Origin of the sequence: Sphingomonas sp. Leaf242, from assembly GCF_001422045.1 — a bacterium.
Taxonomy (GTDB): domain Bacteria; phylum Pseudomonadota; class Alphaproteobacteria; order Sphingomonadales; family Sphingomonadaceae; genus Sphingomonas.
The window spans coordinates 513,591-526,477 of record NZ_LMLW01000008.1 but is presented as its reverse complement, the minus strand read 5'-3'; the positions used below and the strand labels follow the sequence as shown (position 1 = coordinate 526,477).

The window sequence follows — 12,887 nt, the reverse complement described above, 5'->3', positions numbered from 1 at the left end:
CCACCCTCACGGCGCCTGATCGTCGTGTTCGGCGCGGCGGTTCGCCCCGATGGCAGCCCGAGCCCGACCCTCGCCCGCCGCATCGCATTCGCGGCGGCGGCGGCGGCGCGCTACGTCGATGCGGACCTGTTCTGCTCAGGCGCGAAGGGGTCGCACGGGCCTTCGGAAGCATCGGTGATGGAGAATGTGCTGGCCGAGACAGTCGACCGGTCGCGGATCCACCTCGACGAGACGAGCATCGATACGCTGCAAAGCGTCGTTGCGGCGACCGCGTTCGCGCGCGCGGGCCAATATGCGCAGTGCATGATCTGCACCGACGGCTATCACCAGCCGCGCATCCGCATGCTGTTCGCGATGCTCGGCATGCCCGCAAGCGTGATCCACGTGCCGCATGGCGGGAGCCGGCGGTACCAGCTCAAGATGCGAACGCGCGAAGCGGCGGCTATCCCGTACGATCTGGTCGCGGGGATCGGCGCGGTCTGGCGACGGAAGCGGGGCTAGCGGTCGCAGCGGACGCGTTGAGTTTGCGCATTCCTCGAACGAGCCCCCCCGGCGAAGGCCGGGGTCCAGTCGGGAAGGACGATGTAACGAAGGTCCGTCCGCCGTCATTGCCGTCCCCCAGCTGGACCCCGGCCTTCGCCGGGGGGGTGTGGCTATCGGGGCGGAATACTGGCTGGCTTGTCCCTGACTTTCAGGACCGGGGTCTAGCTTACCCGATCAACCGCGCCACATCGTCGAAACTCTCCGCCAACGCATCGACGCCGATAGCCTTCAGTCGCGCGCCGTGCTCGGCGTTGCAATGCGACCCCGCCGATAGCCCGATGACGTAGCCGCCAGAGGCCACCGCCCCGGTCGCGCCCACCGGCGAATCCTCGACAATCGCCGTCCGCGCGATGTCGACACCGAGTTGCCGCGCGCCGAACAGATACAGATCGGGCGCAGGCTTCCCGTTCGTCACGTGTTCGCGACCGCTGTATAGATGGTCGCCGAACGCATCGCGCAGGCCGATATGCTCGAGATGCCGTGCGATCCAGCTGACCGGGCTCGACGAGACGATCGCCTTGGGCAGGTCGGCCGGCAGCGACCGCACGAACGCCACCGCGCCGTCGATCGCGTCGACCCCCGCCGCCAGTACGCGCTCGTCCTCCGCTTCCCGGGCGGCGTAGAAGTCCTCGGTCAGTGGCCGGTCGATCCAGCGCTCGATTGCATCGATGAACTGCGGCCCGGCGAGCCCCATGAAGTTAGCCATCGACTCGTCGGCGGTGGTCGGGTGACCGGCGGCGGTGAGCCATTCGGCGATGTGGCGGTTACCAACGGCTTCGCTGTCGATCAGCACGCCGTCGAAGTCGAACAGCAGCGCTTCGAACCGAACCGGAATGCTCATGCGCCCGTCCCCCGCGCGCCGAACAGCGCGCTGCCGATCCGGACATGAGTCGCGCCGATCGTCACCGCGGTTTCGAAATCGTCCGACATGCCCATGCTGAGGCCGGTCAGCCCGTGATCGCGCGCTAGCTTGGCCAGCAGCGCGAAATACGGCGCCGGCTCGATATCCGCGGGCGGCAGGCACATCAGTCCGGCGATCTGCAAACCGGCGGCGCGCGCCTGCTCCACCAGCGCGGGCAGGTCGGCGATCGCGCAGCCACCCTTTTGCGGTTCGTCGCCGATATTGACCTGGAGAAAACAGTCCGGCCGACGATCGCTCGCCTCCATCGCCTTGCCCAGCGCGGTGACCAGCGACGGGCGATCGACCGCGTGAATGCAGTCGAACAACGCCACCGCCTCGGCTGCCTTGTTCGACTGGAGCTGGCCGATCAGGTGCAGTTCGACGTCGGGATACGCCGCACGCAACGCCGGCCATTTCTCGGACGCCTCTGCCACGCGGTTCTCGCCGAACACGCGCTGGCCCTCGGCGAGCAGCGGTTCGATCGCCTCGACCGGATGCGTCTTGGAGACCGCGATCAGAGTCACATCGTCCGCGCGGCGATCCGCGATCTCGGCGGCCTTGGCGATCCGGGTGCGGATGCCCTGCAATTTGGTGGTGTCGTCAGCAATCATGCGGCGCGCTATAGGCAGCGGCGTGGCTCGTCGTAACCCCATTCCCACACGCTGGTTGATGACGGACGAGCGTATGGGCGATGCATTGTGGCGCGCGCTCACGCGATTGCCGCCGGGATCCGGCGTGGTGTTTCGGCATTATGCCACGCCCGAGGGGGAACGGCGGGCATTGCTGCGGAGGGTCAAGCGCATCGGACTTTCGCGGCGGCTTGTCGTCGTGGTGGCTGGAAAAGCTGCTGGCCGCGCCGATGGTGTTCATGGTCCTGCACGCACGTTCGGGATCAGAAGCTGGTCAGCGCATTCGAGAGGCGAGGCCTTGGCGGGCAAGTATGCAAGGGCCGATGCCCTGTTCGTATCGCCGGTTCATGCCACCCGTTCACACGAAAACGCGTCTGGGATCGGTCCCGCGCGGGCACTGGGGATCGGCCGGGGGCTTGGGATACCGATAATTGCGCTCGGCGGAATGAACGAGTCGCGCTGGCGGCGCATCCGGCGGTTCGGCTTCCACGGCTGGGCCGCGATAGACGCCTGGATGCCTACAATACGCCGTCATCCTGACGGAAGTCAGGATCCAGAGTAACCGATCGCTGCGTCTCATGGCACTGGATCCTGACTTTCGTCAGGATGACGGGAAGGTAGAATTGCGCACCACCCAGATCCAGCTAGCCACGATCAGTCTCGATTTCCGACGAACATCGCTCCGCCGGACGCTTAGAAGCGGAAGGCGGTGCCCAGATACACCGCCTGGCTGTCGCGGCGGTCATCGTCGACCTTCACGAAGCGCTCGCGGTCCGACCGATAGCGCACGCCCGCGGTCACCGCGAGGCTGCGCGTCAGGGCGTAGGAGCCACCGACGTCGACCGAATAGCTCGGTGCTTCCTCGACGAGGTGCGGCGCGTTGGCGAGCGGACGGTCCGCCACGGCCTTCACGGTGCCGCTGAACTTCTTGGCGCTGTAGCTTACCGCGAGGTCAGCTGCTTCACGGCCGCCCGGCATAACGCCGAGATCGAGCTTGTTCACGTCGCCCGAGATCGCGAACCGCTTCCAGCCGACCGACATGCCGAGGTTATACGCGATCGGCGCAATCCCAACGGTCGGCGTGGTCGAAGCAAGGCTGGCCGTGCTGGCGACACCGCGGTTGGTCTGCGCACGGACCGCAACGGTCACCGCACGGTTATCCTGGCGCGTTTCGGCAGGCGTAAAGCGGAAGCTGCCGGCGTCGAAGCCACCGCGCGCGAACATCGCGGCAAGGCGGGGGTCGGCGGCGGCGGGCGTGAACGAACCGATACCGCGAACCGCGGCGACGTTGTGCTTGGCGATCCGGGCGGGCTGTTCGCTGGCGCCGAAGGCAGGCGCGACGATTGCGGCAGTGGCGACAAGCGCCCCGGCAACCACCCCGAAAATTCCCCCACGCGTCATCACAACGAATCTGTCCTTCGAATCCCGTAATCGGATCCTCGTGAAACTGCGTCTATCACGAATTGATCCACCGCAAAGGCCGCAGACCCGGCGGATTGCCCTCTTCGTCGCTGATTTGTCGGACAGTGTTGCAATCAGCACACAGATCGCTGCGTTAGCGCTACCGGATCGGTCCTAACCGACTCGTTTTGCCGCGCGAATATCGTCCCGTCCGGCGCTCGCTCAGCCTATGGCTGGGATACCCGCGTCTGCTTGCGGGCGCGCGGGCTCGCCTGTAGAGCAAGGGCTGATTTTCTTGCCAGGATGATGCCCATGTTCCGCCGCTCGCGTATCGCAGTCGTGCTGTTTGCCCTGCCTCTCGTCGCTTGCGGCGGCGGTTCGGCGCGTCCCAAGGCGGATCTCGCCGCATCGAAGATCACGACGATCGGCGTGAACAGCTATCTGTGGCGCGCGAGCCTCGACACGCTCGGCTTCATGCCGCTGCTCCAGACCGACTCCAATGGCGGCGTGATCGTCACCGACTGGTACATCAATCCGCAGACGCCGACCGAGCGCATGAAGGTCACCGTCTCGATCCTCGACCAGGATCTGCGCGCCGATGCACTGCGCGTCGCAGCGCTCCGCGAAGTCAACCGCAACGGCCAGTGGGTCTCGTCGCCGGTCCAGGCCGCGACCACGCAGAAGCTCGAGGACATCATCCTGACCAAGGCCCGCGACCTGCGCCGCGCCTCGATCGCGGGCTGAGGACGACATAATGGCGTCGCGTTTCAATGCGTTGAAGGCGGACGCGGCGTGGCAGAAGGTCTGGGACGAACGCAAGACGTTCGCCGCGGACGACCTGTCGACCAAGCCGCGCTCGTACGTGCTCGAGATGTTCCCCTATCCGTCGGGGCGCATCCACATGGGGCATGTCCGGAACTACACGATGGGCGACGTGCTCGCGCGGTTCCGTCGGATGAAGGGCATGGAAGTGCTCCATCCGATGGGCTGGGACGCGTTCGGCATGCCCGCCGAGAACGCCGCGATGGAAAAGGGCGTGCATCCAGGCAACTGGACGCGCGCCAACATCGCGACGATGAAGGCACAGCTGAAGCGGCTGGGTTTCGCGCTCGACTGGACGCGCGAGCTGGCGACGTGCGAGCCTGAATATTACGGGCACGAGCAAGCGCTGTTCCTCGACCTGTTCGCGGCGGGGCTCGTGTACCGCAAGGAATCGGCGGTAAACTGGGATCCGGTCGACATGACCGTGCTCGCCAACGAGCAGGTGATCGACGGTCGTGGCTGGCGCTCGGGTGCGCTGGTCGAGCGGCGCAAGCTGTCGCAGTGGTTCCTCAAGATCACCGACTTCGCCGACGAGCTGGTCGACGGTCTCGGCGCGCTCGAGCATTGGCCCGACAAGGTCAAGCTGATGCAGGAAAACTGGATCGGCCGCAGCCAGGGCCTGCAGTTCAAGTTCGCACTCCTCCCCGGCACGGGGAGGGGGACCGCCGGCGAAGCCGGGGGTGGAGGGGGCGCGCCACATACGGCAGCGGCCGCCGACAGCCCCCTCCCCCATCCTGCGGATGGTCCCCCTCCCCGTACCGGGGAGGAATTCGTCGAGGTCTTCACTACCCGCCCCGACACGATGTTCGGCTCCAGCTTCGTCGCGGTCGCCGCCGATCACCCGATCGCGCGCGCCATCGCCGAGACGAACCCCGACGCCGCGGCCTTCATCGAACTCTGCAAGCGCGGTGGCACTACTGCGGCGGAACTCGATACGCAGGAAAAGCTCGGCTTCGACACTGGTCTGCGTGCGGTGCATCCGCTCGACAAGACGTGGCACCTCCCCGTCTACATCGCGAACTTCGTGCTGATGGAATACGGCACCGGCGCGGTGTTCGGCGTGCCGGCGCACGACCAGCGCGATCTCGATTTCGCACGCAAATACGACCTGCCGGTCAAGCGCGTCGTTAGCGAAGGCGATGACGAAGCCCCCGTGTTCGTCGGCGACACCGCCTGGACCGGCGCCGGCACCATCGTGAACTCGCACTTTCTCGATGGGCTCGACATCGAGGACGCCAAGCGCGTCGTGATCGAGCGCGCCGAGGGCGAAGGCTGGGGCAAGGGCACGACCGTGTTCCGCCTGCGCGACTGGGGCGTCAGCCGCCAGCGTTACTGGGGCACGCCGATCCCGATCATCCACTGCGACGCGTGCGGTGCGGTGCCGGTGCCCAAGGACCAGCTGCCGATCGTACTGCCCGAGGACGTGTCGTTCGACATCCCCGGCAACCCGCTCGATCGCCATCCGACCTGGAAGCACGTCCCCTGCCCGTCCTGCGGTGCGAACGCGCGGCGCGAGACCGATACGCTCGACACGTTCGTCGATTCGTCGTGGTATTTCATCCGCTTCGCCAGCCAACCGGACGCCAAGCCGTTCGACCGGACGGGCGCGGAGAAGTGGCTGCCGGTCAACCAGTATATCGGCGGCGTAGAGCACGCGATCCTGCACCTGCTCTACGCGCGCTTCTGGACGCGCGCGCTGAAGCATATCGGCATGCTCGACATCGCCGAGCCGTTTGCGGGGCTGTTCACGCAAGGGATGGTCACACACGAGACGTATAGCCGAGGCGACGCCGGCGACGCGCAGCCGGAGGTCGACACCGACGACGACGATTCGAGCGACGCGCCCATGAAGACGAAGTGGCTGTCTCCCGATGAGGTCCGCAAGACCGATACGGGGTATATCGAGATCGCGACCGGCGGCCCCGTGACGGTCGGTCGCGTGACGAAGATGTCGAAGTCGAAGAAGAACACCGTCGATCCCGAGCCGATCGTCGACCAGTATGGCGCCGACGCGGTGCGCTGGTTCGTGCTCTCCGACTCGCCGCCCGAACGCGATCTCCCCTGGAGCGAATCCGGCATCGAAGGCGCGTGGCGGTTCGTTCAGCGTCTCTGGCGCCTGATCGAGTCCGACGACGCAGCCAAGGCCGAGGGCGACGACATCGCCCTGCGTAAACTCTGCCACCGGACGACCGTCGGTATCGAGAGCGATATCAACGCCTTGCAGTTCAACAAGGCCGTCGCACGGCTCTACTCCCTGTGCAGCGCGATCGAGAAGGCCGCGCCCTCCGCAGACCGCGAGCAGGCGATCCGCACGCTGCTGCTGCTCGTGAGCCCGATGGTCCCGCACGTCGCCGAGGAAGCCTGGGCGACCGCGGGAAACGACGGCCTGATCGCCGACGCCGCCTGGCCGATCGTCGATCCGGCGATGTTGGTCGACGACGAGGTCACGATCGCGGTGCAGGTCAACGGCAAGCTGCGCGACACGCTCGTCTTCCCCAAGGGCGCGCCGAAGGACGAGGTCGAAGCCGCCGCGCTCGCCTCCGAAAAGATCGTCCGCCTGCTCGAGGGCAAGCCGCCCCGGAAAGTGATCGTCGTGCCCGACCGTCTCGTGAACATCGTCGCATGAAGCGCCTAGCGATCCTCGGCGCGCTGGCGCTGGCCCCCGTGCTGTCCGGCTGCGGCCTGCACCCGCTCTATGCAGGCGGCAGCAGCGGCCCGGTCGCAGGCGCGCTCGGCCAGGTCGAGATCGCACCGATCGCGGGCAAGAACGGCTGGCTGATGGCCACCGCGCTGCGCGACCGCCTGCCCTCGAACGGCGCACCGGCGCTCTACCGGATCGACATCCGCCTCGACGACCAGATCAGCGGCCTCGGCGTTCGCACCGACGACAGCGTCTCGCGCGAACGCCGGACTCTGCGCGCGCGCTATCAGCTCGTGCGGATCGGCGACAACTCGGTGCTGCTCGACGCGACCGCGGGCTCCGACGCCGGCATCGACGTCGTCCGCTCGGAATATGCGACGATCGCGGCGGAGAACACCGCGCTCGAACGCCTGTCGCAGATCGTCGCCGACCAGATCGTCGCGCGCGTTGCGCTGTACGCGCGCAACACGCCCGCGGTCGCTGCGGCGCAGGCCACTACGCCCGCCAAGTGAAGGCCAGCGTCGGCCAGATCCGCGGTGCGCTGGCCAAGCCGGGTGGCGACATCCGCCTGTACCTGCTCCACGGCCCCGACGAAGCCGGCGCAAGCGACCTCGCCCGCGTGCTGGCCAAGGCGATGGGCGCGGATGCCGAACGCGTCGATCTCGACGGCTCGACGCTCAAGAGTGACCCTGGCCGGCTGACCGACGAAGCCGCCTCGCTATCGTTGTTCGCCGGGGCCCGGTTCGTCCGCGTCGCGTCGGCCGGCGAGGAAAGCCTCGAAGCCTTCACCAACCTCCTCGCGGCGGAACGCGTCGGCAACCCGGTCGTGGCAATCGCCCCGACCGTCAAATCGACTGCCAAGATCGTCAAGCTCGCGATCGACTCCCCGCGCGCGATGGCGTTCGCCTGCTACGCCCCGACCGCGCAGGACGCCGAACGCCTCGCCACGACGATCGCCAACGAGAACGGCCTCCGCCCCGCCCCCGGCGTCGCCCGCCGCCTGGTCGATACGACCGGAGGCGACCGCGCCGTCATTTCGCGCGAGATCGAGAAGCTTGCGCTATACCTCGACGCAGCGCCCGATCGCCCCGCGGACCTCGATCACCACGCACTCGATGCCGTCGGCGCAGACCTCGGCGATGCGGAAATGAGCCGCGCGATCGACGCCGTGATCGAAGGCCGGGTCGACGATCTCGGCGCCGAACTCGCCGTGCTCGAGGAAGCCGGCACGTCGCCGATCCCGTGGCTCCGCCAACTCGTCCGCCGCCTGATCGCGCTCGCCGACATGCGCGGCGAAATCGACCGCGGCGAAGCGGTCGACGCCGTGATGAAACGCCACCGCGTGTTCTTCAAGGAAGAGGCCAGCACGGCTAGGTCGCTACGCCGCTGGTCACCGGTAATGCTTGCCACCGCGATCCAGCGCGTCCGGACCGCCGAGCGGGCAATCATGGCGTCGGGGAATGCTGGCGGGGTTGTGGCGGAAGCGGCCGTAGTGGCGCTATCCCAAGCGATCGCCCGGCGAAACTAACGCGCACCCGCGTCTGCAACCGCATTCGCGTCTGCCTCCGCTTCCCTCTTCCCGACCCCCCACCTTCCGTCATCCCGGCGCACGCCGGGACCCATGGACGCGGGACGTTGGCTCATGAAGCGCACCGCAACCGTGGGTCCCGACTTCCGCCGGGATGACGGAGACAAGCGGTCCCCCCCCTATCACCCGTTCGTCCTGAGCGAAGTCGAAGGAGGCTCCGGGATGCAAGTGCTTCGCCCACGCTGAGTACGAACGGGCGGTACGTGCGTAGCGTGCGCTCTAGATCGCCCCGCCCGTAAGCCGCTGACAAACCATATCCAGCTGGTCCAACGTCGAGTAATTCAACGTCAACGTCCCCCCAGTATCGGTATGCGCCACCTTCACCTGCAGCCCGAGCAGATCCGCCAACTGCCGCTCCAACGCCGCAATATCCGCATCCGGCACCCGAGGCTCGGACGACCCACCGCCACTCCGGCTCCGCCCAGGCTTCGCATCGCGCGCCAGCTTCTCGGTCTCGCGCACCGACAGCCCACGCGACACGACTTGGTCCGCGAGCGATTCCACATCGGGCGATCCGAGCAACGCGCGGGCATGTCCCATCGACAGCGATCCATCGACCACCTGCGACTGGACCTGCGCCGGCAGTTCCAGCAGCCGCAGCAGGTTCGCGACATGACTGCGCGACTTGTGGACGATCTTGGCAAGCACCTCCTGCGTATGCCCATACTCCCCCGCCAGCCGCTGATACGCCTGCGCCTCTTCGATCGCGTTGAGGTCCTCGCGCTGGATGTTCTCGATCAGCGCGATCTCGAGCGTCTCGGCGTCGTCGAAGTCGCGAACGACGACGGGTACCTCGTGTAGTCGCGCCCGCTGTGCGGCCCGCCAACGCCGCTCGCCCGCGACGATCTGGAAGTCATGCCCGTGCGGCCGCACCACGATCGGCTGGATCAGCCCCCGCGAGGCGATCGACGCGGCAAGCTCGTCGAGCATCGCCTCATCGAAATGCCGCCGCGGCTGATCGGGATGCGGCGACAGCGAACTGACCGGCAGCATCCGCACGCCCGACGATTGCGGTGCAGACGCGCCATCGGCCGACACCGGCGTATCGCGCGCCATCTCGCCGAGCAGTGCGTTGAGGCCCCTGCCCAACCCCGGACGGCCGCGCTTGTTCTCGCTCATGCCGCGGCCTGCGCGGTAGCGGGAAGCCGGCCGATCAGCTCACGCGCGAGCGCGATATACGCCTGCGACCCCGAACAACGATGATCGTAGATCAGCGCAGGCAATCCGTGGCTCGGCGCCTCCGACAGCCGCACGTTGCGCGGAATGACCGTCTCGAACACGACCTTCCCCAGCACCGCGCGAACGTCCGCCGAGACCTGGTCGGTCAGTCGGTTACGCCGATCGAACATCGTCAGTGCAACCCCCAGGATCGACAGACCCGGATTGAACCGCTGCCGGATCCGCTCGACCGTACTCAACAACTGCGACAACCCCTCGAGCGCGAAAAACTCGCATTGCAGCGGCACGAGCAGCGAGTCCGCCGCGACCATCGCGTTGATCGTCAGCAGCCCCAGCGACGGCGGGCAATCGATCAGCGCGATATCCCACGGCCCCTGCGCCGCCTTCACCGCACGATCGAGCCGGTGGGTACGCGCGTCGAAATCGACCAGCTCGATCTCTGCGCCCGACAGGTCGACCGTCGCCGGCACGATATCGAGCCGCGGCACGCGCGTATGCACCACCGCTTCCTCGATCGACGTCTCACCGACCAGCACATCGTAGCTCGACCGCTCGCGCTGCGAATGGCCGATGCCGAGCCCGGTCGACGCGTTGCCCTGCGGATCGAGATCGACCAGCAGCACGCGCATCCCCGTCGCCGCGAGCGCGGTCGCAAGGTTGATGGCGCTGGTGGTCTTGCCCACCCCGCCCTTTTGATTGGCGACCGCGATGGTGATCATCGCGCGCTTACCCGATCCAGAACCACGATCGACGACTCCGGGTTCGTGACGCTTTGTTCCACGTGGAACATAAACCGCCAATGCTGCTTGAGCGCGGCTAGCTCCTCCTCGTCGAAACGCCCCCGAGGAAGCAACCACCGCGTCTTCGTTGTGGCGCAGTGCGCCGCGCCACGCAAAAGGTTTTGCAACGACGCGACCGCGCGGGCGGAAATGATGGAAGCGTCCGCAGTCGCATTCTCGACTTTGGAGGCATGAACGCGAACCTGCTCGCCAAGCCCAAGCCGAGCGACACAAAGCTGGAGGAAGTCCGCACGCCGGCGCCGGGGCTCGACCAGATCGACCGGCCCCTTGCGAACCAGCGCGACGACCATACCGGGAAACCCCCCGCCGGTGCCGATATCGAGCCACCGCTTCGACGACGTATCCGCGCCAGCCAGCGCAACCAACTGAAGCGAATCCACCACATGCCGATCCCAGATTGTCGGGATCGTCGACGGTGCGATCAGATTCTGATGCGGCGCTTCCTCGACGACCATCGCGACGAACGCTGTCAGCCGCTCGGTAGCCTCCGCCCCGAACCGCTCCGTCGTCCAGCTCTGTGCATCGTCTTCGGTCATGCTGGCACTCGTTTCGTATGCAATAATACCGCGGACAAAGCCGCCGGTGTGATCCCTCGCACTCGCGCCGCCGCCGCCAGGGAGGTCGGCCGCGCAGCACTCAAGCGATCGATCATCTCGTTCGACAGGCCCGGCACGCCATCATAGGCAAGGTCCTCCGGCAAACGGATCGCCTCGTCGGCCCGCAACCGCGCGACCTCCTGCGCCTGCCGCTCGATATACGGAGCGTAGCGCGCGTCCTCTAACACTTCGTCAACGACTGCCGCCGGGATGCCTTCAGCAGCATCCGGCGCGACATGCGAGAGCGTCACGCCCTCGAACCGGAGCCAATCGAACGCGGTCCGCCGCGCACCGTCTCTACCAATCGCCACGCCCTGATCGGCCACATGGGTCGCCGTCCGCTCCCCGTCGAGCGCCGATCGGAAACGAGCACGGTCCTCGGCCAGTGCATGCTGATGCACCAGCCGCTCGGGTCCAAGACACCCAGCCGCCTCCGCAATCCCGCCCAGCCGCGTCTCGGCATTGTCCGCACGCAACGACAACCGGAACTCCGCCCGCGCCGTCAGCATCCGATACGGCTCGGTAACACCCTGCAGCGTCAGGTCGTCGATCATCACCCCGAGATAGCTCGACGCGCGATCCAGGATCACCGGCGCCAGATCGCACGCATACGCCGCCGCGTTGAGTCCAGCGACGAGCCCCTGCCCCGCCGCTTCCTCATACCCCGTCGTGCCGTTGATCTGCCCCGCGCAAAACACGCCCTCGATCGCCCCCAGCGCCAACCGCGTATCGAGCGCACGCGGGTCGATATAATCATACTCGACCGCATACCCTGGCATCGTCATCGTCACGCGCTCGAGCCCGGGAATGCTTGCCAGCATTGCCGCCTGAACCTCGACCGGCAGCGACGTCGACAGCCCGTTCGGATAGACCGTCGCGTCGTCGAGCCCCTCCGGTTCGAGGAAAACCTGATGCCCGTCCCGGTCGCCGAACCGATGCACCTTGTCCTCGATCGACGGACAGTAACGCGGCCCCGCCGCCTCGATCGCGCCGGTGAACAGCGGCGACCGATGAAACGCATCGCGGATGATCGCATGCGTCCGATCAGTCGTACGCGTGATGGCACAGGCGATCTGGGGCAATGGACGTGTTCGAGCCATCGGCGACATCGTCCAGGGATCGAGGTCAGACGGCTGCTCGGCAAGCGCACCCCAGTCGATCGTGCGCCCATCGAGCCGAGGTGGCGTCCCCGTCTTCAGTCGCGCCATCGGCAAGTCCCGCGCGCGCAGCTGGTCCGCAAGTGGCTTGGCGGCACGCTCGCCGATCCGGCCCCCTTCCTCGCGGTCATCCCCCCGGAATATACGTCCGCCTAGGAACGTGCCGGTCGCCAATACGACCGCTCGTGCTGCGACGATCGAGCCATCCGCCAGCACGACACCCGCCAAGCGATCGCCGTTAAAGTGCAACGCCGTCGCCTCGCCCTCGACGATCGAAAGCCCCTCGGTGGCCGCAAGCATCGCCTGAATCGTACGTGAGTAGAGACGCCGATCGGCCTGGACTCGAGGCCCCTGCACCGCCGAACCCTTGCTGCGATTGAGCATCCGATAGTGGATCGCGGCAGCATCGGCCGCGCGTCCGATCAGCCCGTCGAACGCATCGACCTCGCGAACCATGTGCCCCTTACCGAGCCCACCGATCGCCGGATTACACGACATTGTGCCAATATGCGCTGCGTCGAACGACACGAGCGCGGTACGCGCGCCCCTCCGCGCCGCCGCGGCTGCGGCTTCGGTTCCGGCATGGCCACCGCCAACCACCACTACATCGAACATGTCACGGCCGTAGAA

The 12,887-nt window shown here is 66.9% G+C and carries 13 protein-coding genes; 6 read left to right on the top strand and 7 right to left on the bottom strand.

From position 1 onward, the window contains the following. Positions 1–24: 24 nt before the first annotated feature. A complete protein-coding gene (locus ASF09_RS20595) occupies positions 25–501 on the top strand; it encodes a YdcF family protein (protein ID WP_060526131.1) in 477 nt (158 codons plus the stop codon). A gap of 208 nt (positions 502–709) precedes the next feature. Here ASF09_RS20595 and ASF09_RS10400 read toward each other — a convergent pair whose 3' ends face one another. After that, positions 710–1,384: an HAD family hydrolase gene (locus ASF09_RS10400; RefSeq protein WP_060526130.1), complete on the bottom strand. Its 675-nt coding sequence runs from the start codon at positions 1,382–1,384 to the stop codon at positions 710–712. Then, positions 1,381–2,055 (bottom strand): YggS family pyridoxal phosphate-dependent enzyme, encoded by a 675-nt coding sequence (locus ASF09_RS10395; RefSeq protein ID WP_060526129.1) that lies wholly within the window; start codon positions 2,053–2,055, stop codon positions 1,381–1,383. Before ASF09_RS10395 ends, ASF09_RS10400 begins: the two co-directional genes overlap by 4 nt. A 22-nt stretch (positions 2,056–2,077) precedes the next feature. Between ASF09_RS10395 and ASF09_RS19800 the strand changes: the two genes are divergently transcribed. Continuing rightward, complete coding sequence (locus tag ASF09_RS19800; protein WP_235529785.1) at positions 2,078–2,635, top strand: thiamine phosphate synthase; 558 nt, start codon at positions 2,078–2,080, stop codon at positions 2,633–2,635. Positions 2,636–2,766: 131 nt separating this feature from the next. Here the strand turns inward: ASF09_RS19800 and ASF09_RS10390 are convergent, their stop codons facing one another. Continuing rightward, entirely contained in the window at positions 2,767–3,474 is a 708-nt protein-coding gene (locus tag ASF09_RS10390; RefSeq protein ID WP_200912557.1) for a hypothetical protein, read from the bottom strand. Positions 3,475–3,786: 312 nt separating this feature from the next. On the opposite strand from ASF09_RS10390, the gene ASF09_RS10385 reads away from it, so the two are divergent. Genes ASF09_RS10385 through holA form a run of 4 tightly spaced genes read left to right on the top strand, consistent with a single transcriptional unit; the run spans position 3,787 to position 8,465 of the window. Further along, a complete protein-coding gene (locus ASF09_RS10385; protein WP_056053843.1) occupies positions 3,787–4,218 on the top strand; it encodes a DUF3576 domain-containing protein in 432 nt (143 codons plus the stop codon). Between the two features lie 10 nt (positions 4,219–4,228). Then, on the top strand, positions 4,229–6,922 hold the full coding sequence (gene leuS, locus ASF09_RS10380; RefSeq protein ID WP_060526128.1) for a leucine--tRNA ligase: 2,694 nt from the start codon (positions 4,229–4,231) through the stop codon (positions 6,920–6,922). Then, positions 6,919–7,449 carry an LPS assembly lipoprotein LptE gene (gene lptE / locus ASF09_RS10375; RefSeq protein WP_060526127.1) on the top strand — a complete coding sequence of 177 codons (531 nt, stop codon included), beginning with the start codon at positions 6,919–6,921 and terminating at the stop codon, positions 7,447–7,449. The genes leuS and lptE overlap by 4 nt, the downstream gene beginning before the upstream one ends. Continuing rightward, positions 7,446–8,465 carry a DNA polymerase III subunit delta gene (gene holA, locus ASF09_RS10370; RefSeq protein ID WP_060526126.1) on the top strand — a complete coding sequence of 340 codons (1,020 nt, stop codon included), beginning with the start codon at positions 7,446–7,448 and terminating at the stop codon, positions 8,463–8,465. The genes lptE and holA overlap by 4 nt, the downstream gene beginning before the upstream one ends. Positions 8,466–8,744: 279 nt before the next feature. On the opposite strand, the gene ASF09_RS10365 is transcribed toward holA, so the two are convergent. The 4 genes from ASF09_RS10365 to mnmG are packed head-to-tail and all read right to left on the bottom strand — an operon-like array spanning position 8,745 to position 12,872. Beyond that, positions 8,745–9,644, bottom strand: a complete 900-nt coding sequence (locus ASF09_RS10365) for a ParB/RepB/Spo0J family partition protein (RefSeq protein WP_060526125.1) — start codon at positions 9,642–9,644, stop codon at positions 8,745–8,747. Further along, positions 9,641–10,423: a ParA family protein gene (locus ASF09_RS10360; protein ID WP_055874932.1), complete on the bottom strand. Its 783-nt coding sequence runs from the start codon at positions 10,421–10,423 to the stop codon at positions 9,641–9,643. The genes ASF09_RS10365 and ASF09_RS10360 overlap by 4 nt, the downstream gene beginning before the upstream one ends. After that, positions 10,420–11,040 carry a 16S rRNA (guanine(527)-N(7))-methyltransferase RsmG gene (gene rsmG, locus ASF09_RS10355; protein ID WP_060526124.1) on the bottom strand — a complete coding sequence of 207 codons (621 nt, stop codon included), beginning with the start codon at positions 11,038–11,040 and terminating at the stop codon, positions 10,420–10,422. The genes ASF09_RS10360 and rsmG overlap by 4 nt, the downstream gene beginning before the upstream one ends. Continuing rightward, positions 11,037–12,872 (bottom strand): tRNA uridine-5-carboxymethylaminomethyl(34) synthesis enzyme MnmG, encoded by a 1,836-nt coding sequence (gene mnmG / locus ASF09_RS10350; RefSeq protein WP_060526123.1) that lies wholly within the window; start codon positions 12,870–12,872, stop codon positions 11,037–11,039. Before mnmG ends, rsmG begins: the two co-directional genes overlap by 4 nt. Positions 12,873–12,887: the final 15 nt, after the last annotated feature.